Raw genomic sequence first — 24,999 nt, 5'->3', positions numbered from 1 at the left:
GCGCCGGAACCGAAGGGGAACCCGCACATGACGACCAGCCGGGCAACCCTCGACGGCGACCGGCCGGGCATCGGCCCCACACTGCCGCCCGGCGGCCAGCGCCGCCGCCTGCACCTGGCCGGCCTGCCGAAGCCCGTCGCCCGCGCCCGCGCGTACACCGCGCAGGCGGTCGCCGACTGGTCGTGGCCGACCGGCGACTCCGGCGGGGAGGACGACATCGTGCTCCTGGTCGCCGAACTGGTCGCCAACGCGATGCTGCACGCCGGAGGCCCCGTCGACCTCGTGCTCGACGCCTCCGAGACGCGCCTGCGGATCGAGGTCAGCGACCGCTCCACCGTCCTGCCCGAGCCGCGCCGCCCCCACCGCCCGGGCCTGCCCGGCGGACACGGGCTCTTCATCGTGCAGAAGGCCGCCGACCGCTGGGGGGCGCTGCCGCACGCCGACGGCAAGACGGTCTGGGCCGAGATCGACCCCCGGCCCCCGCACCCCGACCGCTGACCGGGGCCCGACTCGACCGGCCGCCGAACTCCCGACCCCGTCGGGCGGTGGGCCCCAACTCTGCCGGGCGTCCAGCCCCCGAGTCCGTCGGGCGGCGTGGGGGGAACTCGGAGGGGCTCCCGCGCCCGGTGCGGGAGCCCCTCGACGGTTCACGGTCAGCTGCCGTGCCCGGGCCGGGGCGCTGGAGCTGTCGGGCGCAGGGCCGGCCCGCGGTCGCGGCCGTCGGCGGTGCACCGGTTCGGGGCCGGCTCCGGGGCCGCTTCCGGGCTGTGGTGAATTGGCCTGCTGTCACGTCAGGCAACCGGTACCATCTGCGAGTTCCATCTCAGCGGAACGGGTGTGACAGGGGGACGGAGCCATGGCAGGAACCATCACGTTATGGGTGTTCGGGCTGCTCTGCTTCGTGGTGGCCTTCGCGAAGGAGGCCGCGAGCGGGGCGGGGATCAGCCTGCCCGGCCCCAAGAGCGGGGGCGCCCGGGTCGGGGTGGTCGCGGTCGGGATCCTGGCGCTCATCCTGGGGACGGCGATCCGGCCGCAGGGCGGCACGCCCGCCGAACCGGCCCCGGCGGCGGGCGCCGCGGTGTCCCCGCAGGGCGCGGCCGCACCAGGGGCGGCCACTGCCTCCGCCGGCGCGGGAACCACCGCCACCGCTGCGCCGGCCCCGCCCGCGCCGTCGCCGACCGGGCTCGCCGCGGTGTGGACCGGCCAGGTCGGGATCCCGTTCGAGGGCGGCATCGACTTGGACCTGACCCCGCCGGGGCGCCACCCCGGGTTCCCGCAGGGCATCTACGCGACCGGGTTCAGCAGCACCGAGGCCGTCCTGCGGGACGAGATCCAGATGGACCACGACACCTTCGGCCTCTGGACGGGCCAGGCGCCGCCCTCCGGCCCCGCCTGCGCGGACTGGGCTGCCAGCCATGCGGGCGACTCGGTGCACGTGAAGGCCGGGTCGCTGGTCTGCCTGAGGACCCCGGGCGGCCGTACCGCGCTGATCAAGGTGGACTCCATCGCCCCGGCGGACTACCAGGTGGAGGCCACGGTGACGCTCTGGGCGGGCTGAGCCGCAGCGAGGCGGCGCGGCGTCAGGAGTGGCGCCGGCGCCAGGGGTGGTGCGGAAGGCCCAATGTCCGGCGGACGTGCGGTGTGCTTTCCGAGCGGCGCCGGTGAGTTGACCTAGATTGCCCGACCATGAGCGAAAATGTCGGAATCAGTCGTCGGTCGATGCTCAGGGCGATCCCCACCGCTGTCCTCGCGGCGGCGTCCGACGGGATCCTCTCCCGGCAGTACGCCGCCGCGGCGCCCGCACCCTTCCCGCAGCCGGCTGTCCGGGCCAGGCGGCGGGTGCCCGGCACACCGCGGGCGGTGCTGGAGCAGACGCTCGACGTGCGGTTCACGGACACCGTCGTCCCCGGCTACGGCACGGCCACCACCCGCACCTACAACGGGACGATCCCCGGACCGACCCTGCGGGTGCGCGGCGGGGACACCCTGCGGCTCACCCAGGTCAACGGCCTGCCGCCGAACGAGCCCCACAGCGGCGGCCACAACCTGCCGCACAACCTCAACAGCTTCAACCTGCACACCCACGGCCTGCACGTCTCCCCGTCCGGGGACGCCGACAACGTCCACCGCGAGTTCGCGCCGCGCACCGCCGAGGAGGTCGAGGCTGGCGACCCGGAGCCGCGGTACGTCACGACCGTCGACATCCCGGCCGACCACCCGGCCGGCACCCACTGGTACCACCCGCACCTGCACGGGGCCACGTCCGTACAGATCGTCGGCGGGATGGCCGGGGTCCTCATCGTCGAGGGCGACGTCGACGAGGTGCCCGAGATCGCGGCGGCCGCCGACGTCGTCGTCTGCGTCAACGAGCTCAGACTCAAGGACGGCAAGGTCCCCGAGTTCACCTCCGCGAACGCGCTGGCGGCCGTCCCGGCCACCCTGACCGTGAACGGCCACGTCAACCCCACCCTGACGCTGCGCCCGGGCGAGGTGCAGCGCTGGCGGCTGGTCTGCGCGACGGCGTTCACCGCGCTGCCGCTAAGGCTCACCGACGGCGAGCGGAACCTCACCTTCCACCAGATCGCCCAGGACGGCGTGACCTTCCCGGCCACGGTCGCCACCGACAGTCTGCGCCTGGCCATGGGCAACCGGGCCGACGTGCTGGTCCGCGGCGGCGATCCCGGCAGTTACGCACTGCGGGCCGACGGGGTGTCCGAGCCGCTGATGACGGTCGAGGTGACCGGCCCGGCCGTCGAACCGCCGATGGACCTGCCGACCATCCTGCCGGCCGGCAAGCCCTTCCTCGACGAGGACGACATCGCCAACCCGGACGCCGACCGGGAGGTGGTCTTCCACGTCGACCCCGGCGTCTTCGGCGGGTCGTTCCCCAACGCCTTCCGCGTCCTGGGGAGCAACCCGAGCCCCGCGGCCGACCCCGACGGCGACCTCACCCGGGACCCGGCGTACGGACTGTTCGACCCCGGCTACGTCAACCACACCCTGGAACTGGACACCGTCGAGCGGTGGACCGTGCGCACCGACGAGACCCGCCCGGCCTTCAGCCACCCCTTCCACCTGCACACCAACCACGTCCTGGTCACCCACCGCAACGGCAAGCGGCTCGACCCGCCGGTCTGGCAGGACACCGTCGACCTGGCCGGCGGCAGGCCCGGCGACACCGTCACCTTCCTGGTCCGGTACGAGGACTTCACCGGCAGCACCGTCGCCCACTGCCACCAGCTCCAGCACGAGGACCTCGGGATGATGCAGACCGTCGACTACGTCGAAACGAGGCGGCCGGGCCGGCGTACCCCGCGCCGGTCCTGAACCGGGCCCGGGGCGGCCGCCGGGCCCGCCGGAGCCGGGGCGGTGGCCCTGCGGGCGTGCAGTACGGCGGCGTCCAGGGGGAGCGGGGAGTGGCCCAGCAGCCGCGGCCCGGCCTCGGTGACCAGCCGCGCGTAGTGGTCGGCGCAGCGCTCGCGGCCGCCGGTGCTGCCCGGGGTGGAGGTCCCGGGCGGTGGCCGGTGAGCCCCTGCCGGCGGGCCGGTCGGCCGCGGACCACCACGCTGGGTCGATCCGGTGGGAGGACGGTCAGATGCCGACGTAGTTCTCGGCGAACCAGTCCTGGTGGGTGCGTGAGGTGCGCAGGGATTCGACGCGGGAGCGCCGCATGGCCTCATGGAAGAACGATTCCGCGTCCGCTCCGGCCGGGGCGTGCAGGAGCTGGATCATCCAGTGGGCGAACTCCTGCGCCCGCCATATGTGGTCGAGGCAGCGCCGCGAGTACCGGTCGAGCGCCCGGGAGTCGCTGCGGGAGAACTCGTCGATCAGCGCTTCGGCGAGCAACTCTGCCTCCAGCACGGCGAGGTTGGCACCCTTCGCGGCGGCGGGGGCGGGCAGACTGGCGGCGTCCCCGGCGAGCAGCAGCGAGCCGTGCCGCAGTGGTTCGACCACGTCGGACTCCAGGTTGATGACGGAGCGTTGGACGATCCGGCCGTGGTGCAACGGCCCGTGCTCCGCGGTGTACATCCGGCGGTCGAGCGCCGCCCAGATCCGCTCCTCGGACCAGGCGTCGCCCGGGACGCCGGGCTCGTACTGCAGGTAGTAGCGGGTGATGTCGGCGGTGCGGGCCATGTGGCCGGCGAAGCCGTCCGGGTGCATCGCGTAGCCAACGGCGTCCAGGCTCGGGGGTGCCTCGGCGAGCAGTCCGAGCCAGGTGACGCCGTGGTCGCGGTGGTGGCGGAGGGCGCTGGCGGGCAGGGAGCGCCGGGCGGCGCCGTGGCGGCCGTCGCAGCCGGCCACGTAGCGGGCCCGCCACCGGCCGGGGCGGCCGTCCGCCTCGCGGACGTCGACGGTGGGGCGGGGGCCGGTGACCTCCCGCACGGACCGGGCCTCGGTCTCGAAGCGGATCCGGCCGCCCGCGTCCAGGTAGTGGGTCAACAGGTCGGTGACCAGGTCCTGCTGGGGGTAGACGGTGTGCCGCTCGCCGCGGCCGAGGGTGCCGTAGTCGAGTCGGAAGCTGCCGTTCCCGGTACGGAACTCGCAGGTGCCGTGCGGGTGGCCGCGCCGGTGCAGGCCGTCGGCCAGGCCGTGGCGCTCCAGTATTCGGACGGTGTTGGCGGCGAGGAAGCCGGCCCTGGCCCTGGTCCGGACGTGGGCGCGGTCGGCGCGTTCGAGGACGACGCAGTCGATCCCGGCGGCGTGGAGGAGGTTCCCGAGGGTGAGTCCGGCCGGTCCGGCGCCGAGGATGACGACGTCGGCGGATGTCTCTGCTGTTCGGTTCGTCTGACGTTCGGTCACAGTACGGGGAGCTTAGCCACCGCTGGATGCGCCGACCACTGGACGGGCTGCTCGAAGCTGATCGGGGATGCGCACTATTGCGCGATACGTTCGATCTGGACTACAAGGCGATCATCTTCACGCATGTTGGTGCAGTCTCGCGCAGGAGGACTTCATGGCTCACGTCGACGAAGAGATCGCCAGCCAGCCCGAATGCTGGCAGCGCGCCCTGGAACTGACCCCGCGACACCTGCCCGAACCCGGCGAGCGGGCCGCCGTCATCGGCTGCGGCACTTCGCTCTACATCGCCCAGGCCTACGCGGCGCTGCGTGAGTCGCTCGGACTGGGCGAGACCGACGCCTTCGCGGCTTCCGAGTTCCCGGCCGACCGCCGGTACGACCGGGTGGTCGCCCTCACCCGCTCCGGCACCACCACCGAGGTGCTCGACGCCCTCGCGCGGGTCGGCACGACCGAGACGGTGGCCGTCACCGCCGACCCGCGCACCCCGGTCGGCGCCGCCGCGCGCCACCTGGTGGCACTGGAGTTCGCCGACGAGAAGTCCGTCGTCCAGACCAGGTTCGCCACCACCGCCCTCGCCCTGCTGCGCGCCCACCTGGGTGCCGCACCGGCGGACCTGCCCGCCCAGGCCCGCGCCGCGCTCGACGCACCGCTGCCCCGAGGCGCCCTGGAGGCACGGCAGTTCACCTTTCTCGGGGCGGGCTGGAGCTGCGGAGTGGCGCCTGGCCGCCCCGCATCCCGCCGCCGCCCCCTGAGGCGGCGGCGGTGGCGCGGTGGCGGGGCGGGTTGGAAGGGACGTGGCGGCCCGGCCGGTGGGCGACGTCGGGGTGCCCAGGGGTGGTCAGGCGGACTTGACGGTGGGGAACCTGTCGCCGCCGATGACCCAGCGGCCCCGGCGCATGACGGCGACCGGGTCGTAGCTCGAGGAGTCGACCACGACGAGGTCGGTGAGGCGCCGGACAGGGTGATGCGGTCGGTCACGGTCAGGGCCTCCTCCGTCTCGGCGATGAGCAGTGTGATGCGCAGTCGTGCTTGTGCCTGTTCAAAGCGACACGAGTCCAAGCAGCTGTACGCAGGTATACCGGGCCGCCGGCCGGAGCGGCCCGGCAACGGCCGAGGAAGGGCGCACAGTCGCCGATCGTCGGCGCGGGCTGAACTACACTCCGTCCATGCTCAAAGCTGATCGCGCCGCCAGGATCGTGTCGCACATCGCCGAGGCGGGGAGCGCGGACGTGCGCACGCTCTCCGAACTGCTCGGGGTGTCGGACGCGACCGTGCGCCGGGACCTGCAGGAACTGCAGGACCAGGGGCTGCTCCAGCGCACCCGCGGCGGAGCCGTGACGGGCGCGGTCAACCTGGAGATCCCGCTGCGGCACCGGGGCGACCAGCAGCAGGAGGAGAAGCGCCGGATCGCCCGGGCCGCCGCCGAACTGGTGCCGGACGGCGCCGTGGTGGGCCTGACCGGCGGCACCACCACCACCGAGCTGGCCAGGGTGCTGGGCGAGCGCGGCAAGGTCACCGTGGTGACCAACGCGGTCAACATCGCCGCCGAGCTGATCGTGCGGCCCGAGGTCCGGCTGGTGGTGGTCGGCGGACTCGCCCGCTCGGCCAGCTACGAACTGGTCGGCCCGGCCGCCGAGCGGATGCTCGACCAGTACCACCTCGACCTCGCGTTCATCGGCGTGGACGGCCTGACCGTTCAGCAGGGCTGCACCACCCACGACGAGATGGAGGCGCAGACCGACCGGGCCTTCCTGCGCAGCAGCGCCCACGCGGTGGTGCTCGCCGACCGGACGAAGGTCGGCCGGGTCACCTTCGCCACCATCTGCCCGCTCGCGGACGTCCACGACCTGGTGACGGACTCCGGGCTGCCGGACGCCCAGGAGCACGCGATCGCGGAGTGCGGGGTCCGGGTGCGGCGGGCCTGAACCTCCGGGGGAGAGCCGCGGACGGCCCGTCCCGGGACGGGCCGGGACGGCGGAGCGACACCGGAAGGGACGCAGGCGGGACACAGGAGGGGACACAGGAGGGGACACAGGAGGGACGACGAAGCGTGGTGGACGGGACCACCGCGCTCCTAGCGTGGCAGTCGTTCGCCCACCACCCGTGAAGGGCCAGGTAGTCCCGCATGAACCACGTCGACCCCGCCAACTCCGCCGGCCCCGGCCGACGCTCCTTCCTGGCCGGCGCCTTCGCCGTCGGCACCGGCGCCCTGCTCGGCTCCGCCCTGACCGCCGGGGTGGCCCGGGCCGCCGCCGGACCGGTGATCGCCGACACCGGAGCCTGGGGTGCCCGGCCCGCGAGCAGCCCGCTCAACTTCGTGGCGGGCGCGCCGGACAAGGTGATCGTGCACCACACCGCGACGCCCAACGTGACGGACTACTCGCAGGCCGCCGCGTTCTCGCTGGCCCGCTCGATGCAGAGCTACCAGATGGACTCCGAGCACTGGATCGACACCGGCCAGCACTTCACCGTCAGCCGCGGCGCGTACATCATGGAGGGCCGGCACAGCAGCCTGGCCACCCTCCGCAGCGGCACCCAGCACGTCGAGTCCGCCCACTGCACCGGGCAGAACACGGTGGCGATCGGCATCGAGAACGAGGGCACGTACAGCACCGTCGACCCGCGCAGCCAGCAGTACGCGGCGCTGATCGACCTGATCACCTACATCTGTCAGCGGTACGGGCTGCGCGCCTACCAGGTCTACGGGCACCGGGACTTCAACAACACCGAGTGCCCCGGCGACCGCCTCTACGCGCTGATCCCGCAGATCCGCCGCGACGTCGCGGCGCGGATCGGCGGGGACCCGACCGGCCCGGTCTGGCCGGTGCTCAGCAGCGGCGCCTCGGGCGAGAACGTGAAGACCCTGCAGTACCTGTTGGTGCAGCGCGGCCAGTCGCTGACCGTGGACGGGGCGTACGGCCCCGCCACCCAGGCCGCCGTGACGGCCTTCCAGAACACCAACCACGCCTCGGCCGACGGCGTCGCGGGCAACCAGACGTGGTCCCAGGCCGTGGCGCCGCTGGCGCGCGGCGCCACGGGCAGCGCGGTGCAGGGCGTGCAGAGCCAGCTGGTCGCGCACGGCATCCAGGTGAGCGTGGACGGCGCGTTCGGTCCCGGGACGCAGGCCGGGGTGACGTCCTTCCAGTCCTCGGCGGGGCTGCCGGCCGACGGCGTGGTGGACGCCCGCACCTGGAGCAGGCTGCTCGCCTGATCTCCCGGACCGTGCACCGGCGGCTGGCCCGTTCACCACGAACGGGCCGGTGACCGGCCGTTCCCGTCGGCGTCAGCAGGTGTCACCGGTGTCTCGTACGCCGTCCCACGGCTGTCCCACAGCCGTCCCAACACCGTCCCACGGTGTCCCTGGTGTGCACCGGGACGTCCCCGGTGCCGCCGATCCGTGGCGGGACGGCCGCGCGGCCCCCGAGAGTGGGCGGCACCGCCTGATCACCCGACAGGCACCGGAGGAATGGGATGACCGTGAAGACAACCCCGGCCCTGCGCGGGCTGGCCGTGGCCGTGCTCGCCTTCGTCGCGCTGGCGCTGCTGCCGGCGCAGGCCCAGGCACTGGACAGCACCACCTGGGTCCAGCGCAACCTGGTGGGCATCGGTTACCTGGCGAGCAGTGGCGTCGACGGCAACTACGGCCCGCAGACCACCGCGGCCGTCCGCAGCTTCCAGCACGACAACGGCCTCGACGAGGACGGCGCGTACGGCGCGCGCACCGAGCTGGCCCTGCACAACAAGGTCGCCGAGGTCCAGCGCGCCGCCGGCGCGGGCGCGGACGGCGCCTACGGCTCCGGCACGACCGGCTCGGTCACGGACTGGCAGCGGGCGCACAACCTGAGCGCCGACGGCATCGCCGGCCCGGCCACGATGAACGCGATGGGCGTCGCCCGCACCGTGCAGATCACCGCCCAGTGGAAGTTTCCCAGCCACGGCTGGAGCGTGAGCGGCCAGTTCGGCTGCCTGGACCAGATCTACATCCACGAGAGCGGCTGGAAGGTCTACGCCACCAACCCGTCCTCCGGCGCCTACGGCATCCCGCAGTCGCTGCCGGGTGACAAGATGGCCGGCGCCGGTTCCGACTGGCAGACCAACCCGGCCACCCAGATCCAGTGGGGCCTGGACTACATCAAGGGCCGCTACGGCGACCCGTGCTCGGCCTGGAGCTTCTGGCAGGCCCACAACTGGTACTGACGGGCCCCCTGACTCCTCCGACCCCGTTCTGTTCACCCTGTTCGTCACCGATCGACGTCTTCCCCGTGCCGACTCCTCGAAGGAGCACATAGTGAACAGCTCTTCCCTCGACCGCCGATCGCTCCTGCGCTTGGGCACCGGCGCCGTGGCCGCGGCCGGGCTCGCCGCGGTCGCCGACATCGGGTTCGCCCGCCCCGCGGCCGCGTACGGCTGGTCCGGCAACCTCGGCCAGGGCTCCTCCGGTTCGGCCGTGGCCGAGCTGCAGATCCGCGTCGCGGGCTGGGCGGCGGACTCAGCCTCGCAGACCTACGTGGCCGTGGACGGCTCCTTCGGGCCGGGCACCGCGGCCGCGGTGCGCCGGTTCCAGGCCGCGTACGGGCTGAGCGCGGACGGCGTGGCCGGTCCGCAGACCTTCGGGGTACTCAACTCGCTGGAGAAGTCGGACGGTTCCACGGCCCACTTCAACTGGTCGGAGTTCACCAGCCACGACGGCTCGGGCTTCGGGGGCGGCAACGTCGGCTCCGGCGAGGTGCAGGAGAACGTCCGGCGCACCATGTACAAGCTGGAGGCGCTGCGGAAGAAGGCGGGTGACCGCGCGATCACCGTCAACTCCGGCTTCCGCAGCACCTCGTACAACGCCCAGGTCGGCGGGGCGTCGAACTCCATGCACACCTACGGGGTCGCCGCCGACATCGCCGTCTCGGGCCTGTCGACGCTCTCCGTCTACCGGATCGCCGAGACCTGCGGCTTCTCCGGCCTGGAGACCTACACGGTCTCCTGGCAGCACGTGGACAGCCGGATCGAGCACTCCAACTACGGCTCGGGCTTCTGGTGGTGGCAGGACGGCGTGGCGTAGCGGCGGGGCCCCTCCCCACGTGCCGCGGCACCGCGCCCTCCCCACCGGGCGCGGTGCCGTGTCGCTCGTGTCCTGTCCCCCCTTCTCGTAGTGCGGCCGGTCAGGCCTCGCGACGGAACGGACGGCGGCCGGCGGCGGCCAGCACCCCGCCCGCCCCGAGCGCCAGCGAGACCAGGGCCACCCGCCGCAGCAGGGCGGCCTCCCGGCGGTGGCGGCATGCGGAGTCCGCTTCCCCGAGCGGGCCCCCGTCGGCCGGGCCGGCCACGGGGGCCGTCGTGGCGGGCGCCGGGGCGCCCAGCGGGACGAACGTGATGCGGCGGCTGTCCGCGAGGCGCCACAGTTCCAGCAGGCGCTCGGCGTCGCCTCCGCAGACGGACGCGATGCTCTGCACCGCGTCCCGCGGGGGGAACTGCTTCCCGTTGACCCAGCGCTCCCACGAGGACTTCGCGTAGTGGGTGCGTTCGCTGAGCCGGGCGTAGGTGAGGCCCGACCCGGACTTCAGCGACTGCAGCTCGCTGGCGAGCTGGTCGGCGGGCGACGGTGATGTGGTCTCGGACGTGTGATGGCGGCCCATGAGGTATCTCCCCGAACTTCCTCTGAGATGACCGTTGTGGTGCGGAGTACTGGGTGTGCACCCGGGCGCCCTCGTCTGCTCCGACTCGCCGAGGTCTTTACCCGGACCAGAACCGGTGCTGACCTCGGGGCTACCCGGCGAGGCCAACTCTGCGCGATCGCGGGCCGATCTTCGACCGTCTCCGAACTTTCTGAGACGATGGGCCCCGTTCCAGGGCCCCTGAGCTGGGGCTTGGGACGCCCGGGTGGAGACGGTTGAGACGGAGGGACGGATTCCGCAGGGGCTGAGGGCGGAGCGCGACTAAGCTGATCATCCCAACGATGACCAGTTCATGTCTGCCGTCGACCCGCCAGAGGTGCACCCCCACGATGAGCCAGTCCTGGAAACCGCTTCCTGACGGTCTTTCGGAGCCTGCCAGGCGCCTGGCCGAGGAACTGCGTGCGGTCAAGGACGCGCACCGGATCTCGCTCGCCGAACTCGGGAAGCGGACCTACCTCAGCAAGGCCTCCTGGGAACGCTGGCTGAACGGCAAGCGCCTGATTACCCCTCAGGCGCTTGCCGGGATGATCGCCGCCCTGGACTGCGACGGCGAGCTGCTGACCTCCCTGCTGAGGCAGGCCGAGGCGGCGCGGGACGCGGCCGAAGGGGCCGCGCCGGTGTCGGAACCCGTGCCAGCGCCGGTGTCAGAACCCGTGCTCGCGCCCGTGTCGGAACCCGTGCTCGTGCCCGCGCCCGTGCCGGTCGCCGTTCAAGCGTGGCCGACCGAAGCGCCGGTCCGGTCCGCCGTCCTCGGCCGCGCCGCCGGGTGGCGCCGCCCGTCGGCCCTGCTCGCGGCCGCCGTCGCCGTCGCGCTCGTCCTGGCCGTGAGCCTCTACCTGCACGGTCTGAACGGCGGCACCGACGCCGCCGCGGCCGGACTCCCCGCGACGAGTGCGGAGGCCGGGGCCGCCCCGCTCTGCCAGGGCATCGGCTGCGCGGGCAAGGACCCCCAGCTCATGGGGTGCGAGAACGACGACCACACCCTGCTGACCGGCAACGTCGGCCAGGTGGTCCTGTACCTCCACTACAGCCCGCGCTGCCGAGCCGCCTGGGCGGGGATCACCGAAGGCGCCCCCGGGGACACCGTCACCATCACCAACAGGACCGGCTGGCAGGAGACCGCCCTGATCCACTGGGGCTACGACAACTACTCGGCCATGGTCGACGCCGGACCGGCCGACACCACCCTGCGGGTGTGCGGCCACCAGCCGGGCGGGGACGGGTGCCTCCCGCTCGTCACCGACCCCGCCGCCCGGGCCGCCACCATGGCCGCCCCCTCCCCGAAGGCCCCGAGCCCGGTGGCCTCCGTCCCGGTAACGGAGTCCCCGACGCCGAGCGCGACCTCGTGAGACCGGCCCGGTGGCCGTGCCGCCGGCCGGTCACCGGGCTCAGACGAAGTTCTTGTCGATGAGCATCTGCAGCACGTTCACGTGGAAGTCCGGGAAGTCCATCGGCACAATGCCGAACCGGGCCCGCTGCCGGGTGCGGGCGACCAGGTACGGGTAGACCGTCCGGTCCATCAGGGTCTGCGAGCTGCTCTTGGGCCAGTAGCCACCCGCATAGCTGAGGAAGTTCACGAACATTCGCGGGTAGGCCGGGTTGAGGAATGCCTTGTCGAATTGGGCGGTGATGTACCGGCCCTTGTCGCCCAGCGCGTCGGTGCCGCCGATCTGCCAGACGTCCTGGGTGTCGAACCAGTCGTTCTGGCCGCTGGACCAGTCGATCAGGCCCCACGGGTTGGCGAAGTCCGCGAGCAGGACCACCTTTCCGCGGGCCGTGCCGAGGGTCGGCCAGCCGTAGAAGTGGAACATGCCGCGGTAGCCCAGGCCGTCCAGGTAGTGGTTGACCCGCCGCTGGAACTCCGGGTCGTCGAGGGACTGGCCGCCGGCGCGCTCGTTCCGGAGGCGCATCAGGACGGTCTCGCCCGGGTGCGCCGCCAGGAAGGACCGGCACTGGTCCAGCACGTCCTGGAGCCGGATGTGCTGGTAGTTGTCGGCGTGGTAGATCCCGAGTTCGTCGGGCGCACCCTCCAGGCCGTTGCAGCGGATGTCGAGGAAGCGGACGCCCTCCTGCAACTGTTGCGGGATGCCCCAGTTCTGGGTGTGCGACCACTCGGTGCCGTACCACGGGTTCTGGCAGCAGGAGTCGTGGGTGCCCGGGACGGTGAGGTCGAGCAGCGACAGGCTCCCGTCCAGCCGGCTCATCCAGCTGTCCGTCGGCAGCCCGCCCGGGGTGGCCGAGGAGGCCGCGGTCCGGGCGGTGGCGGAGGAGACCGGTCCGAACAGGCTTCCGACGGCGGCCGCACCGCCCGTTCCGGCTCCCCACCTGAGAAGGTCACGACGTGCGATGCCCATGGTCCGGCTCCCTCCAACCCGTGCGCGGCTTCGGTGACTCGCCCTGACACTGGTCCAACGGGGCCGCCGCGTCAACGGGTTCAGCGCGGGCCCGTGCCCTGACCGTCCAGCCGTCCGGGCTGTCCGGGCTGTCCGGGCCGACCACCGGCCACCGGGCGGACAGCTCTGTCCGAGCGCCCTCGGCGGTGAACTCGGTGAGGGACAGCGGCATCTCGCCGGTGGCGAGGACGGCGAGGACGGCGAGGACGGCGAGGACGGCGAGGACGGCGAGCACGGCCGAGCGGAAGAGCTCGTCGAAGGCGGCGTCGGCGACCTGGGCGGGGGGCGGGGCCGTGTTCGAAGACCGGGCGCAGCTTCGGGGGCGGCCCGGACGGGGACCGCGCCAGCTCCTTGCGTTCGGATCAGGTGCGCTTCAGACCCGGTGCGCGGCGACGTAGCGGGCCGGATCCTGGCGGAACTCGCCGTGCCAGCGCCCGAGGCACTGCTCGGCGAAGGTGAGGCCGGTGGCGACGATCTCGTCCAGCGGGTCCAGGTAGCCGGGGACGTGGGGCGGTTCGAGGCCCGCCGAGACGCGCGCGTCCAGCCCGGCCCGGGCGAGGCGGAGCAGTTCGGCGGCCAGCGGGCGGACGGGGTCGTCGCCCAGTCGGGTGTCGAGGCCGCGGACGGGCAGTTCGGCGAGTGCGGCGCGGTGCTGCGCCACGGTGTGGTGGCCGAGCAGCTTCCAGGCGGCGGCACGGGATTCGGCGTGGTAGGTGAGGCCGGTCCACAGGGCCGGGACGGCGGCGATGAACGGGTACGGCGGACCGTCCGAGCCGCGCAGTTCCAGGGTGTTGCGCACCCGGGTGTGGGTCCAGAGCTGGTTGAGGTGGGAGGCCCAGTGGGCGGGCGTGGGGCGCGACCCGTCGTCGTAGCCGTACCGGAGGAGGTCGGCGAAGGGGCGGTCGGGCGCCGGGTGGTAGCGGCCGTCCGGGGTGCGGTAGTGGATCAGGGGGAGGTCGAGGGCCCAGTCGATCACGTCGTCCACGTCGACGTCCGGGCGCAGCGCGGGCGCGAGCACGCCGCACCGGCGCGGGTCCATCCGCAGCCAGGCCCAGCTGCGGTGGGACAGCAGGCCGTCCGCACGGCCCTCCTGGATCGGGGAGTTGACGAGCAGGGCGGCGACCACCGGTGCGGCGGCCATCTGGGTGCGCAGTTTCTCGGTGAAGTCCCCGGGCGAGAGGTAGTCCAGCGTGACCTGGGTGGAGAGCGACAGCGCCATGATGTACCGGGCGCGGTCGCCCGCAGGGCCCAGCGCGGCGAAGTAGTCCCGCATGATGGCGCCCCTGGTCATCGGCACCCACTGCACGTCGGCCAGCCGGTCGAACGGGAGGTTCCCCCCGGGCACCAGGGCCAGGCCGAACCGGCCCACCAGCTCGGCGAGTTGCTCCAGCGCGGTGCGCATGTCGTGCACCGCTTCGGCCACGCTGGGGACGGGCACCGAGGAGTACTCGAGCTGGCCTCCGTGTTCCAGGGTGATCTGGCTGCCGTCCGGGCGCAGCACTCCGGTCAGCCGTCCGGCGTCCTCCTGGCGCTCGCCGCCCCAGTGGGCCAGCACCGCCTCCAGGACGGCCAGCACGCCGCGGTCGCCGAAGTAGCGGGCGGCCAGGCCGGTGGCCGGGTCGAGCAGTCCGCACTCGACCTCGATGCCGACCTGCTCGCTGCGGGCGGGCCGGAACGGGGCGCGCAGGTCGTCCCGGGTCAGCTGCCGGTCGGTCACGCGGTGCCCACCCGGGTGGCGATCCGGGGGTGGCCGGCGCGGTCGAGTACGGCGGCCACCGCGTCGAGGGCGGACCGGGCGGCGCCCTGGCACCAGGCGTGGGCGCCGGAGAGGTGCTCGCCGGCGAAGAAGATCCGCGGGTCGTCGGCCGGGTGCGGCGAGCCGAGCACCGTCAGGTAGCGGGTGTGTTCGCCGGGTGTCAGGTGGGCGAAGGCGCCGCCGCCCATGCCGGTCTGCACGTCCCAGTCGCAGTGCAGGATGTCGTCCACGTCGGCGGAGATGCCGGGGTGGAGCCGCTCCAGGCAGTCCAGCACCAGGGCGTCGCGGTCCGCCGGGGGCAGCGCGGCGAAGCGCCGGGCGTTCGCGCCCCACTGGTAGGCGCCGAGCAGGGCGGTCGGCTCGGCCGAGCGCAGCGGGTCTCGGGCGGCCCAGCGGTGGTCGGCGCTGCCGTTGACGCCGTCGGTGACCGGCATGGCGTTGTCCGACGGGTACCAGCACTGCTGGATCGGCAGGTCGGTGAAGCTTCCGCCGCCGTGGATGCCGTCCTCCAGTTCCCAGCGGCGGCGGGTGAGGTGGAGGACGGTCTTGCTGCTGCTGGCGTAGCTGATGCCGCGCACGGCGTGCCGCTGGGAGTGGGGCAGGCCCGGACTGACGGCGATCTGGTCGAGTGCGGGCGCCGGGACGCAGCAGACCACGTAGTCGGCGTGGTCCTCCAGCGGGGCGCCGAGCCGCTTGCCGTGGATCCGGACGCCGTCCGTGGTGAGGGTGAGTTCGTCGATCCGGCTGGACAGCCGGAGGGTGCCGGGGCGCAGGGCCCGGACGAAGGCGTGGACCAGCGCTTCCAGCCCGTCCACCAGCTCGACCTGCCCCTCGTGGAACAGTCCGAAGTAGTCGACCAGGACCTCCAGCAGGGAGGACTGCTCGTAGTGGGCGAGCCCGCTGGCGTGGCCGATGAGGTCCCAGGCGTCCTGCGACAGGTGCTCGTGGACGAACTGCCACAGGGACACCGAGGCCGCCCGCTCCAGCGCCGGGTCGTCCCAGTGGCCGGCCAGCGTGTGCTCCTGCTGCTCGACGGTGAGCGAGCGCCACACCGGGCCGAGCAGGCGGTCCAGCACCGGCGTCGGGGCCTGCCGTTCGCCCGGGCGGAGCGCGTACGCGGGGTAGAGGACGGCCACGTCCTGGACCCGGACCCGCTGGCCGCGCAGGTGGTAGTAGGCGCGCGGGTTGGCGTTGACGAACGGGCGGGTCTCCAGGTGGAACTGGGAGACGTAGTGCAGCACGCAGTGGTGGTTGCCGGGGATGCGCATGGCGCCGAGGTCGACGTGGGTGCCGTCCCAGAAGCGGTGGGTCCGCACCCGTCCGCCGGGCCGGTTCGACCGTTCGTGGACCACGACGTCGAACCCGCGCCGCTCCAGCTCGTACGCGCAGACCAGGCCGGCGATTCCTGCGCCGATGACGGCGACCCGCCCTCGGGCGCCCGCCACCGGGTTCAGCAGGGCACGCGGGAACGCAAAGCTCGTATCGAACATCGGCACCGCACCCCTCTGGCGACCGGACTTCGCCTCAGCCTGGTCCAGGCCTGGTTCGTGTGCCACTCGGCGGCGCCGACGCGAGTGAGGGGACGGTGTCGGACATGCAGGGCCAATGTTGCTACTCGGAGCGCTGGGGCGGGCCTCGCCGAGGGGCCCGGAAAATGACCTGACCGGTATTCCGGCGGCGGGGTGGCGTGTTCGGCACCGCCCCCAGCGCCGGTGCGACCCGAGCACCGGGATCGCGCTCGCCTCCTACTCGATCGGCTCGCCGCACGAGGTGCGCCGCAACGGCAACGCCGTCACCGTCACCGACCCCTTCGGCACCCACGTGCTGCCCGGGATCGCCGGCAAGCCCGCCGAGGAACTGCACATCGGCGGCACCCACCACCACCCGTACCAGACCCCGGTGGCACAGACGAAGAAGTAACCCGCACCGCATGAGACCGGCCGGTCGGGGGCAGACACCCACGGCCGGCCGTCGACCGTTCTCACGCCGGACGAGGACAATGCGGTCCAGGGCGTGTCTTTCGGATCACGTCGGATCAGCGGGCGGAACGGTCGCCTGCGTCGTGGTGGTGGGCGGCTCCCGGCCGCACCCCTACTGACGGGTCACCACCGCCGGGCTGCGGCTGAACCCCGCTCGGCGGAAGCCACGTAGAGCGGGACGGAAAGGGACGGGGGAGGAACAGGGGATGGAAGCGGACGGCCCGGAGGTGCGTGCGTACATCGCGGCCCTGGTGCGGATGGGCGCTCCGGAGGTGCCGGGCCCGCCCGCGCTGGCGGTCCCGGCGGGCACCGCGGCCGAGGTGACGGCCGTCACCCGGCGGCTGGCGCTGCGGGCGCTGCCCGACCGTCAGCGGCGGCCGGAGCCGACGCCGCGACTCCTGGCCGTGGCGAGGGGGCTGGTGGTGGACGTGCACCCCTGCGCGCCGGGGTGGACGGTGGCCGAGCGGGAACGGCTGGCGGGGTGGGTCGCGGTGCTGATCGAGCACCGGGGCGAGGACGGCGTCCAGGAGCTGGTCCGGGAGCTGTGCCGAGAACCGGGCCGGGAGGGACCGGGCCGGGACGGTCCGGGCCGGGAGATCGACGGGGACTGAGCGGTGGCACTCGGTGGAGCCCCAGATGCCCGCAGGTGGGGGCGTTGGCGGATCGTTGGCAGGTCCTTGGCGGCGCCCGGCAGTCTGGTCCAGACCGCCACGGGGGATGTACGGCGGAAGCCCTGCCATGTGCCCTTGCCCGACCTGAGAGGTAGCGCGTGTCGAAGCCGTCCGTCGCCCGCCCCACACCCGTCGCCCAGCCGCCCGCGGGCCCCCCGGCCGCCACCGCGGCCACCCCCGAGCCGGCCCCGGCCCGACCGACCCTCGACCCCGACACCCTGGCCGAGATCCACCGCCTGCACGGCGGCTACCTGCTGCGCGCCCTGATGCGCACCACCGGCGGCGACCGCGGCAAGGCCGAGGACATCCTCCAGGAGACCCTGCTGCGCGCCTGGCAGCACCCGGAGGCCCTGGCCGCCGGCCCCGAGCAGGCCCGCCCCTGGCTGTTCACCGTCGCCCGGCGGATCGCCATCGACCACTACCGGATGGCTGCCGCCCGCGCCAAGGAGGTGATCGGCGAGCCGGTCGAGGACCGTCCGCTCGCCGACGACCCGTACGAGCAGGTGGTGGTCGCCCGGGACCTCGCGCTGGCGCTGCGGCGGGTGCAGAAGCACCACCGCGAGGTGCTGGTCGAGCTGCACCTGAAGGACCGCTCGGTGGTGGAGGCCTCGGCCCGGCTGGGGGTGCCGCCGGGGACGGTCAAATCCCGGAACTTCTACGCGGTCCGGGCCCTGCGGCCGGTGCTGGCGGCCGAGCACGGGTACGCGCCGGTCACGGGCTGAGCAGAGGGACGCGCCGGCCACCGGCTGAACGCCCGCCCGGGCTACGGCTCAAGGGGTGCGCAGGCTGAGCGAGGACTCCAGGCCCGCGGTCAACTCGCTTCGGTGGCCTGCCAGCCGGTCGTGCCGGCGGAAGCGCTCCAGCGCCGAGGCCAGCCGCGCCCGCACCTCCGGCGCGCGGCCCCGGGCAACCAGGTGGGCCGCGTAGGACTGCTCGGCGACGGCGTGCAGGTAGAGCAGGCCCGCCTCCTCGCAGGCGGCCAGCAGGCGGTGCCAGGCGAGGTCCGCCGTCTCCTCCCGGACGGTCGGCGGCAGCGCCTGGGCCTCGGTCAGCAGCGACCACAGGTGCACCTGGGTGACCGGACGGGGCGGCAGCAGCTCCCGGGCCTCCCGGGACCGGCGCTCCGCACCCGCCGGATCCCCGGTCGCCAGGCTCACCCAGCCCTGGTGCACCAGCGCGTCGACCAGCCGCTCGCGGTTGCCGGACTCCACGGCCAGCGCCGTCGCCTCGGCCGCCAGCCGCCGCGCCTCGGTTGGGTCCCCGAGCATCGCGGTGACCAGGCCCAGGGTGGCGAGCGACCGGACCCGCGCCGAATCGGCGGCGGGCCCCTCGGCGGACTCGGCGGCGGCCACCCCCTTTCGGGCCGCCTCCGCCGACTCGTGACGGCGCTCCAGGGCGACCAGCGCCTGCGCCCGGCAGTTGTGCAGGAAGGCCACCGCGACCGGGTCGGCGCAGCGCTCGGCCGCCGCCAGGCCGACGTCGGCCCGGGCCAGCCAGTCGGTGAAGCGGCTGGCGCCGTAGTAGAGCGAGCCGGTGGTCAGGGCGAGCCGCCAGGCCCGGTCGGGGTGGCTGACGGCGGCCCGGTCGATCAGCATCCGGACGGCGGGCTCCTCGGCGCGGAACCAGTCCAGTGCGGTGCGGATGTCCACGACGGGCGGCAGGGGCTGCGGCGGGAGGGCGGGCGCCCCGGGGTCCTCCTGGCCGGGGTCGAGGTAGCTGCCGCAGCGCTGCAGGGCGCCCCGGTAGTGGTCCAGCAGGCGCAGCAGGGCGTGCTCCCGGCGCTGTTCGGAGGGTGCGGACTGCTCGGCGAGCAGGTCGGCGCTGAACAGCCGTACCAGGTCGGAGCGGTGGTAGCGGCCGCGGGCGGCACCGGTGAGCAGGTGGTGGGAGGCCAGCTCGCCGAGCGCCCGGTGGGCGGTCGCGGTGTCGGTGCCGAGCAGCGCGGCGGCGGCCTGGCCGTCAACCTCCCGGCCCGGGTGGAGTGCGAGCAGTGCGAGCAGTTCCACTGCCTGCGCCGAGACCTGATGGAGGGACAGGCGAAGCTGCTGTCGCAGCCCGGTGTGCGCGTCGAGTTCCAGGGCGGCCAGCCTGGTCCGCTCGTCGGCGAGTTCGGCGACCAGGTCGGTGGGCGTCCAGCTCGGGTGGGCGGTCAGCCGGGCGGCGGCGATCCGCAGGGCGAGCGGCAACTGCTCGCAGAGCCGGACGAGTTCGGCGCCCGCCTCCGGCTCGGCGCGCAGGCGCCCGGGCGTCAGCAGGTGCTCCAGCAGGCCCAGGGCGTCGGCCTCGGGTAGTGCGGTCAGCCGCAGCAGGGCGGCGTCCTCGGTGGCGACCAGCTTCTCCAGCGAGCCGCGCGCAGTGATCACGACGGCGCAGCCCGGGCCGTCCGGCAGCAGGTCGGTGAGCTGGTCGGCGTCGGCGGCGTCGTCCAGCACCACGAGCAGGCGGCGCCCCCTGGTGTGCTCCCGGTAGAGCGCGGCGCGGTCGGCGGGGTCGGTCGGGACGGCGTCGTCCGGGACGCCCAGGGCGCGCAGGAAGCGGCCGAGGACGGCCCCGGGCTCGGCGGGGCCGGCCGGGTCGAGGCCGCGCAGGTCCGCGTACAGCCGGCCGTCCGGGAAGCGCTCGGCGGCCCGGTGCGCCCAGGCGGTGACCAAGGCGCTCTTGCCGATCCCGGCCGGGCCGACCACGAGGGCCGGCCCGTCGGAGGCCCGGTCGGGGGCGCAGGCGCGGTCCAGCCACTGGGCCTCGGCGGTTCGTCCGATCAACTCCCCCCGCTGGCGAGGCAGTTGCTGGGGCGCCTGATAGCCCGACCGGGCGGCCGGGGGAGCGGCGGCGGGGGCCTCGGCGGGGACGGCGGCGGGGGCGGCCGGGGGCGCCTCCGGGCGGTCGTCCGCCAGCACCTCGGCGAACGCGGCCCGCAGCGCCGGTCCGGGGCGGATGCCCAGCTCCCGGTCCAGCCGCAGCCGGGCCCGGTGGTAGGCGTTCAGCGCGTCCGCGGTCCGTCCGGCCTGCTGCAGACAGCGCACCAGCAGCGCCACCAGCTCCTCGCGCAGCCCGTCCCGCCGGACGCTCTGCTCCAGCACCGCCACGGCCGCCGCACCCGTGCCCTGGCGCAGCCGCAGCCCGGCCCAGCGCAGCAGCGCGGCGGTGGAGGACTGCTTCAGGTGTTCCACGGTGGCGGCCCGCAGCGGGGTGTCCGGCAGGTCGGCCAGGGCCTCGCCGCGCCACAGCTGCAGCGCCTCCTCCAGCAGCGCGATCGCGCCGGCACCGTCACCGCGGTCGGCGCGTTCGCCCGCCCGCTCGGCGAGCGCCGTGAACCGCAGCGCGTCCACCTCCTCGGCCGGCCCGCTCAGCAGATAGCCGCCGGCCCGGGTGTGGAGCTCGAACGGGGTGTCGGCGAGCACCTTGCGCAGCGCCGCGACGTGCCCCTGCACCGCCGCCCGAGCGCTGGCCGGGGACCGCTCGCCCCACAGCAGCTCGCAGAACTGGTCCATGGTGACCACCCGGCCCAGCCGCAGCGCCGGCAACGCCAGGACCGCCCGCCGCTGCGCCCCCGCCAAGGTGGCGAGACCGCCTCCGGCGACCTCCAGCTCCACCGGCCCGAGCAGCCGAATCCGCACCCGTACCCCCACCTCACCGCACCCGAGACCTGGAGGCGGCCGCCGGGGTGGAGCAGTGTAGTGCGCACACGTGTCCGATCCGCACTCGAACGCTCGCAACCGTCGGAGCCGCCACGGGTACAGAGGCCCCGGGGGTGGTAGATGGTTGCCTCTAGAAACCAGATCGCCCCTGGGGCCCCGGGCACCGAAGCCCCGCCCGGCCACTCGGCGAGGGATCGCCGCCGGCACCCCGGCCCGGACGTCGCCGCCGTCGGCCCAGGTCCACAGCCGGTGGCGCGGCGAGGAGGTCGCGTGCACCAGGCCGGGTGCCCCGGTGAGGGCGCGGATCCGGTCGAGCAGGAGGTCGTCGTCCGCGGCGGTGCGGTGCGGTGGGCGGGACCGGTGACGGGGCGGACCGTAGGCGCGTGGGCCGACAGTGTGGTGCGGGAGGGGTGCGGGAGGGGTGCGGCGGGCCGGTAGCGTGCGGGCATGGACGAGACTCTCGGGAGACACGTGAACGCCCGGTTCGAGCGGCTGGCCCAGCGGGTCCGCGACGAACTGGCCGCCGCCGGACTGCCGGTGGTGGCCCCGGGCCTGGACGACGAGCTGGCCGTCGGGGCGGCGGTGCGGATCAGCAGCTGGAACCAGCACTTCGGGGAGGACCCGGAGGTGCTGGTGAGCTGGCACACGAGCCCCCGACTGCGGAGCAGGGCGACGGCGGACCTGCGGCGGTACGCGGCGCCGACGCCCGCGGTCGTCCTGGGCGACCAGGTGCACCGGGCGATGTCCGCCGCGGTGACCGCGATCCTCTCGGCGGCCGGCTTCACCGTCCGGGCCTCGGGGAACGACTACGCGCCGTTCGACGTGCTGGTCGTCGAGGGACCGGACTTCAGGACGCCGCCGGTCTGGTCCGAGCTCGCCGAGGGCCCGGACCGTACGGAGGACGAGCCCGCGAAGTGAACCGGCCCGGTCCGGTCCGGCGTACTGTCCCACGACGAGAGGGAAGGGGAGCATGGACATCGAGCTGCTCGGGCCGATGGTGGTCCGGCGGGAGGACGGCACGGTGGCCACGCCCTCGGCGCCCAAACGGCGCGCGCTGCTGGGGGCGTTGGCGGCACGGCTGAACCAGCCGGTGGGCGCCGAGGAGCTGATCGAGCTGGTCTGGGAAGGCGCCGCGCCGCCGACCGCGCGGGCGGCGCTCCAGGGCCACGTCGCGGCGCTGCGGCAGCAGTTGGACGACCCCGGGCTGGTGCTCGGCACCCGGGGCGGCGGGTACGTCCTGGAGGGTGACGCGGACCGGGTGGACCTGGTGCGCTTCAGCACGCTCTGCGACCGGGCGGGGCTGCTGTCGCCCGATGCGGCGGCCCGGGTCGGGACGGACGACCCGGCCGTTCCGCTGCTGCGCGCGGCCCTGGACCTGTGGCGGGGCCCGGCGCTGGCCGACTGCGGGTCCGCCCTGCTGCGCGAGCGCACCCTCCCGTTCCTGACCGACCTGCGGCTGTGCGCGCTGAACCGGTTGGCGCAGGGGCTGGTGCTGGCCGGTCGCGGCGGCGAGCTGGTGCCCGAGCTCACCGAGGCGGCGGACGCGCACCCGGGCCGGCAGCCGCTGGCCGCCCGGCTGGTCGAGTGCCTGGAGCAGGCCGGGCGCGGGCTGGAGGCCCGGGAGCGGTACGAGCGGACGGTGGCCCGGCTGTCCGGCCCGCCTGGGCCGGAACTGCGGCAGGCGGGCGAGCAGTTGGCGCGCCGCACGCCGCCGGACCGCCGCTTCGTCGGCCGCGCCGCCGAACTCGCCCGGCTGCACGAGGCGTTGGCCGTGGCCGCCCGGACCGCCCGCCCGATCCTGGTCACCGGCCCGGCCGGGGTGGGCAAGACCGGTCTGGTCCAGCACTGGGCGGCGCAGCGTTTCCCCGAGCGCGTCCTGCACGCCGACCTGCGCGGCTCCGACCCGGCCGGCCCGCGCCGGCCCGCCGACGTCCTGGCCGGCTTCCTCACCGACCTCGGCGTCGCGCCGGAGGCCGTCCCCGCCGGCCTGGAGGAGCGCGCGGCCCGCTACCGCGCACTCCTCGCCGACCGCCGGATCCTGATCCTGCTGGACGACGCCGCCTCCTACCGGCAGTTGGCCCCGCTGCTGCCCGACCGGCCCGCGCCGACCAGCACCGCGCTGGGCCCGGTCGCCGTCGTCACCAGCCGCGACCGGCTGCGCGAAGTGCTGCTCCACGAGGACGCCCTGGTGCTCCCGCTCGGTCCGCTGGACGCCGAGGACGCCCGGGACCTGCTCGCCCGCGGACTCGGCCCGGACCGTCCGGCCACCGACCCGGAGACGGCCGCCGAACTCGCCGAGCTCGCCGAGCGCTGCGACCGGCTGCCGCTCGCCCTGCGCCTGGCCTCCGCCCGGCTTGCCGCCCGCCCGGACTGGTCCCCGGGCGACCTCGGCGCCGAACTCGCCGACGAGCAGACCGGCCTCGCCGCCCTGGCCGGGGCCGGCGCCGCGCGCGGACCGGTCGGCGTCGGCGCCGCCCTGGACCGCACGTACCGGACCCTGCCGCCCGCCGCCGCCCGGCTGTTCACCCTGCTCGGGCTGTACCCCGGCGCGGAGATCGACACCGCCACCGCCGCCGCGGTCGCCGACCTGCGACCGGCCGCCGCCCGCACCCTGCTGACCGCGCTCGACGCCGTCCACCTGCTGGCCGAGACCACCCCCGGCCGCTACACCCGGCGCGAACTGGTCCGCCGCTACGCCGCCGGACAGGCCGCCGCGCTGCAGTGCGAGGAGCGGTTCGGCGCGCTCGACCGGCTGATCGCCCACTACCTGGAGCTCACCGCCCCGTGGGCGGGGGAGGGCGGCGAGGGCGGAAGGCCCCCGGCGGCCTGGTTCCGCCGGGAGGAGAGCGCGCTGCGCGCCGTGGTGCTCTGCGCCGAGCAGTACGGGCGCACCCGCGCCGCCTGGCAACTCGCCCACCGGATGAGCCTGTTGTACGAGCGCTCGGCCGAGCGCCCGGACGGGCCCGTTGGCCGGGACCGGACGCACTGGCGGACCGTCGCCGAGATCGGGCTGCGCGCCGCGCACGCCGATCGGGACGACGCGGCCCTCGCCCGGCTGGGCACCGACCTCGCCGTCCTGCACGTCCGCCGGGCGGCCCACCGCACCGCCCTGGAGCACCTGGACAGGGCGGCCGCGGCCGCCGACCGGGCCGGTGACGCGCTGCTGCGCCACCACTGCCGCAGCCGGGTGGCCGCCGCGCTGGTGCGGGCCGGGCAGTACGACCGGGCGCTGCCGCTGCTCACCGACCTGGTGGCCGCCGCCCGGACCCCGGCCACCGGGCACCTGCTGGTGCGCGCCCTCACCGACCTCGCCGAGGTCCTGGTCCTGGTCGGCAGCCCGGAGCGGGCGCTCGCCCACGCGGACGAGGCGGTCCGCACGGCCACCGCCCGCAGCGCCGACGGGCGTCCGGACGGCGGCGGCCCGGACCGCGGCCGCCCGGACGAGGTCGAGACGGTGCTCGCCACCCACAGCCGGGCCCGCGCCCTGCACGCCCTCGGCCGCCGGGAAGCCGCGCTGTCCTCGGCCCGGCTCGCCGTCGCGCTCGGCCGCACCGTCGGCGACGCCACCGTGGAGGCGCGCTCGCACGGGCTGCTCGCCGACCTGCTCCTCGAGCTCGGCCGCAGCGTCGAGGGAGCGGAAGCCAGGCGGCGCGAAGAGGCACTGGTGGCGGGGGAGCGCTGACGGCGGGCCCTGCGGACCGGTGCACAACTGCCTCCCGCACCGGCCCGTACAGGCGGAACTATCGGCGGTTCTGCCACGCGGAACCGCCCGCCGGACCGCCTCCGTCCCGGGCATCCCCGCAGGCGGAGGGCTGGTGTGCGCGCTACTTCCGCCAAGGCATACTTCTGCCTGAGGGGAACTGCCCGGCCCGGCGCCCGGCAGAACTGAGGGCGTACGAAACCAGGGGTGGGGCGGGGAGATGACGCTGGCGAGCGGAACCGGGGAGTTCGGCCACCTGCTGGCCGGGCACCGGGTGGCAGCGGGCCTGACCCAGGAGGACCTGGCCGCCACCGCGGGCGTCAGCCTGCGGGCCCTCGGGGACATGGAACGCGGCCGCACCCGCGGCCCGCAGCGGCGCACCGTCCGGGCCCTGGC

Annotated in this window: 21 protein-coding genes and 1 pseudogene; 15 read left to right on the top strand and 7 right to left on the bottom strand. The window is 74.7% G+C overall.

Annotated features, from left to right (window positions below; all coding sequences use genetic code 11):
- Window positions 1-27: 27 nt before the first annotated feature.
- The 3 genes from HS99_RS16800 (at window position 28) to HS99_RS16790 (ending at window position 3,327) form a co-directional block, all read left to right on the top strand.
- Entirely contained in the window at window positions 28-498 is a 471-nt protein-coding gene (locus tag HS99_RS16800) for an ATP-binding protein (protein ID WP_030598248.1), read from the top strand.
- A gap of 358 nt (window positions 499-856) precedes the next feature.
- Entirely contained in the window at window positions 857-1,558 is a 702-nt protein-coding gene (locus HS99_RS42595) for a hypothetical protein (RefSeq protein WP_141763742.1), read from the top strand.
- A gap of 128 nt (window positions 1,559-1,686) precedes the next feature.
- Window positions 1,687-3,327 (top strand): multicopper oxidase family protein, encoded by a 1,641-nt coding sequence (locus HS99_RS16790; protein WP_078867145.1) that lies wholly within the window; start codon window positions 1,687-1,689, stop codon window positions 3,325-3,327.
- A 264-nt stretch (window positions 3,328-3,591) separates the two neighbouring features.
- Here the strand turns inward: HS99_RS16790 and HS99_RS16785 are convergent, their stop codons facing one another.
- Entirely contained in the window at window positions 3,592-4,800 is a 1,209-nt protein-coding gene (locus HS99_RS16785; RefSeq protein ID WP_046385512.1) for a 4-hydroxybenzoate 3-monooxygenase, read from the bottom strand.
- 154 nt (window positions 4,801-4,954) lie between these two features.
- Between HS99_RS16785 and HS99_RS16780 the strand changes: the two are divergent.
- The 5 genes and pseudogenes from HS99_RS16780 to HS99_RS16760 all read left to right on the top strand — a co-directional run.
- Window positions 4,955-5,788, top strand: a pseudogene (locus tag HS99_RS16780) (SIS domain-containing protein); the annotation flags it as partial.
- A 178-nt stretch (window positions 5,789-5,966) separates the two neighbouring features.
- Window positions 5,967-6,725 (top strand): DeoR/GlpR family DNA-binding transcription regulator, encoded by a 759-nt coding sequence (locus HS99_RS16775; RefSeq protein ID WP_030554831.1) that lies wholly within the window; start codon window positions 5,967-5,969, stop codon window positions 6,723-6,725.
- 200 nt (window positions 6,726-6,925) lie between these two features.
- Complete coding sequence (locus HS99_RS16770) at window positions 6,926-8,011, top strand: peptidoglycan recognition protein family protein (RefSeq protein ID WP_030554829.1); 1,086 nt, start codon at window positions 6,926-6,928, stop codon at window positions 8,009-8,011.
- Between the two features lie 260 nt (window positions 8,012-8,271).
- Window positions 8,272-8,997, top strand: coding sequence for an aggregation-promoting factor C-terminal-like domain-containing protein (locus tag HS99_RS41305; RefSeq protein ID WP_078867144.1), 726 nt, complete (start codon window positions 8,272-8,274; stop codon window positions 8,995-8,997).
- A gap of 91 nt (window positions 8,998-9,088) precedes the next feature.
- On the top strand, window positions 9,089-9,853 hold the full coding sequence (locus tag HS99_RS16760) for a D-Ala-D-Ala carboxypeptidase family metallohydrolase (protein ID WP_232543089.1): 765 nt from the start codon (window positions 9,089-9,091) through the stop codon (window positions 9,851-9,853).
- A gap of 100 nt (window positions 9,854-9,953) precedes the next feature.
- Here the strand turns inward: HS99_RS16760 and HS99_RS16755 are convergent, their stop codons facing one another.
- Window positions 9,954-10,427: a helix-turn-helix domain-containing protein gene (locus HS99_RS16755; RefSeq protein WP_051746684.1), complete on the bottom strand. Its 474-nt coding sequence runs from the start codon at window positions 10,425-10,427 to the stop codon at window positions 9,954-9,956.
- Window positions 10,428-10,795: 368 nt separating this feature from the next.
- Here HS99_RS16755 and HS99_RS16750 point away from each other — a divergent pair, with 368 nt between their 5' ends.
- Window positions 10,796-11,815: a DUF2690 domain-containing protein gene (locus HS99_RS16750; protein WP_030554824.1), complete on the top strand. Its 1,020-nt coding sequence runs from the start codon at window positions 10,796-10,798 to the stop codon at window positions 11,813-11,815.
- 39 nt (window positions 11,816-11,854) lie between these two features.
- Here the strand turns inward: HS99_RS16750 and HS99_RS16745 are convergent, their stop codons facing one another.
- The 4 genes from HS99_RS16745 to HS99_RS16730 all read right to left on the bottom strand — a co-directional run bounded on the left by HS99_RS16745 (window position 11,855) and on the right by HS99_RS16730 (window position 16,105).
- Window positions 11,855-12,820 carry a phosphatidylinositol-specific phospholipase C gene (locus HS99_RS16745; RefSeq protein ID WP_030554822.1) on the bottom strand — a complete coding sequence of 322 codons (966 nt, stop codon included), beginning with the start codon at window positions 12,818-12,820 and terminating at the stop codon, window positions 11,855-11,857.
- Window positions 12,801-13,094, bottom strand: a complete 294-nt coding sequence (locus tag HS99_RS44980; RefSeq protein WP_030554820.1) for a hypothetical protein — start codon at window positions 13,092-13,094, stop codon at window positions 12,801-12,803. Before HS99_RS44980 ends, HS99_RS16745 begins: the two co-directional genes overlap by 20 nt.
- Before the next feature lie 138 nt (window positions 13,095-13,232).
- Entirely contained in the window at window positions 13,233-14,576 is a 1,344-nt protein-coding gene (locus HS99_RS16735) for a glutamate-cysteine ligase family protein (protein ID WP_050366362.1), read from the bottom strand.
- Window positions 14,573-16,105, bottom strand: a complete 1,533-nt coding sequence (locus HS99_RS16730; protein WP_046387193.1) for a flavin monoamine oxidase family protein — start codon at window positions 16,103-16,105, stop codon at window positions 14,573-14,575. Before HS99_RS16730 ends, HS99_RS16735 begins: the two co-directional genes overlap by 4 nt.
- A 115-nt stretch (window positions 16,106-16,220) precedes the next feature.
- Here HS99_RS16730 and HS99_RS44105 point away from each other — a divergent pair, with 115 nt between their 5' ends.
- The 3 genes from HS99_RS44105 (at window position 16,221) to HS99_RS16720 (ending at window position 17,987) form a co-directional block, all read left to right on the top strand.
- Entirely contained in the window at window positions 16,221-16,535 is a 315-nt protein-coding gene (locus HS99_RS44105; protein WP_141763741.1) for a hypothetical protein, read from the top strand.
- A gap of 265 nt (window positions 16,536-16,800) precedes the next feature.
- Window positions 16,801-17,205 (top strand): hypothetical protein, encoded by a 405-nt coding sequence (locus HS99_RS16725; RefSeq protein ID WP_030554815.1) that lies wholly within the window; start codon window positions 16,801-16,803, stop codon window positions 17,203-17,205.
- A gap of 158 nt (window positions 17,206-17,363) precedes the next feature.
- Window positions 17,364-17,987 carry a sigma-70 family RNA polymerase sigma factor gene (locus tag HS99_RS16720; protein ID WP_232543088.1) on the top strand — a complete coding sequence of 208 codons (624 nt, stop codon included), beginning with the start codon at window positions 17,364-17,366 and terminating at the stop codon, window positions 17,985-17,987.
- 48 nt (window positions 17,988-18,035) lie between these two features.
- On the opposite strand, the gene HS99_RS16715 is transcribed toward HS99_RS16720, so the two are convergent.
- Window positions 18,036-20,882 (bottom strand): AfsR/SARP family transcriptional regulator, encoded by a 2,847-nt coding sequence (locus HS99_RS16715; protein ID WP_050366361.1) that lies wholly within the window; start codon window positions 20,880-20,882, stop codon window positions 18,036-18,038.
- A 468-nt stretch (window positions 20,883-21,350) separates the two neighbouring features.
- Between HS99_RS16715 and HS99_RS44975 the strand changes: the two genes are divergently transcribed.
- From HS99_RS44975 to HS99_RS41295, 3 genes are all read left to right on the top strand, one after another.
- Entirely contained in the window at window positions 21,351-21,821 is a 471-nt protein-coding gene (locus HS99_RS44975; RefSeq protein WP_143174682.1) for a hypothetical protein, read from the top strand.
- A 52-nt stretch (window positions 21,822-21,873) separates the two neighbouring features.
- Window positions 21,874-24,585, top strand: a complete 2,712-nt coding sequence (locus tag HS99_RS16705) for an AfsR/SARP family transcriptional regulator (protein ID WP_051746681.1) — start codon at window positions 21,874-21,876, stop codon at window positions 24,583-24,585.
- A gap of 238 nt (window positions 24,586-24,823) precedes the next feature.
- Window positions 24,824-24,999 (top strand): helix-turn-helix transcriptional regulator (locus HS99_RS41295; RefSeq protein ID WP_141763740.1); only part of this gene is annotated, 176 nt, incomplete at its 3' end.

The sequence above is a fragment of the Kitasatospora aureofaciens genome, assembly GCF_001188955.3.
GTDB lineage: Bacteria > Actinomycetota > Actinomycetes > Streptomycetales > Streptomycetaceae > Kitasatospora > Kitasatospora aureofaciens.
This window is presented reverse-complemented; position numbering and strand designations above follow the sequence as displayed.

Bases quoted from the DNA above. Each gene is read 5' to 3' on its own strand.
- HS99_RS16800 (WP_030598248.1), top strand. From the start codon at position 28: ATGACGACCAGCCGGGCAACCCTCGACGGCGACCGGCCGGGCATCGGC.
- HS99_RS42595 (WP_141763742.1), top strand. From the start codon at position 857: ATGGCAGGAACCATCACGTTATGGGTGTTCGGGCTGCTCTGCTTCGTG.
- HS99_RS16790 (WP_078867145.1), top strand. From the start codon at position 1,687: ATGAGCGAAAATGTCGGAATCAGTCGTCGGTCGATGCTCAGGGCGATC.
- HS99_RS16775 (WP_030554831.1), top strand. From the start codon at position 5,967: ATGCTCAAAGCTGATCGCGCCGCCAGGATCGTGTCGCACATCGCCGAG.
- HS99_RS16770 (WP_030554829.1), top strand. From the start codon at position 6,926: ATGAACCACGTCGACCCCGCCAACTCCGCCGGCCCCGGCCGACGCTCC.
- HS99_RS41305 (WP_078867144.1), top strand. From the start codon at position 8,272: ATGACCGTGAAGACAACCCCGGCCCTGCGCGGGCTGGCCGTGGCCGTG.
- HS99_RS16755 (WP_051746684.1), bottom strand. From the start codon at position 10,427: ATGGGCCGCCATCACACGTCCGAGACCACATCACCGTCGCCCGCCGAC.
- HS99_RS16750 (WP_030554824.1), top strand. From the start codon at position 10,796: ATGAGCCAGTCCTGGAAACCGCTTCCTGACGGTCTTTCGGAGCCTGCC.
- HS99_RS16745 (WP_030554822.1), bottom strand. From the start codon at position 12,820: ATGGGCATCGCACGTCGTGACCTTCTCAGGTGGGGAGCCGGAACGGGC.
- HS99_RS16730 (WP_046387193.1), bottom strand. From the start codon at position 16,105: ATGTTCGATACGAGCTTTGCGTTCCCGCGTGCCCTGCTGAACCCGGTG.
- HS99_RS44105 (WP_141763741.1), top strand. From the start codon at position 16,221: ATGTTGCTACTCGGAGCGCTGGGGCGGGCCTCGCCGAGGGGCCCGGAA.
- HS99_RS16725 (WP_030554815.1), top strand. From the start codon at position 16,801: ATGGAAGCGGACGGCCCGGAGGTGCGTGCGTACATCGCGGCCCTGGTG.
- HS99_RS44975 (WP_143174682.1), top strand. From the start codon at position 21,351: ATGGACGAGACTCTCGGGAGACACGTGAACGCCCGGTTCGAGCGGCTG.
- HS99_RS16705 (WP_051746681.1), top strand. From the start codon at position 21,874: ATGGACATCGAGCTGCTCGGGCCGATGGTGGTCCGGCGGGAGGACGGC.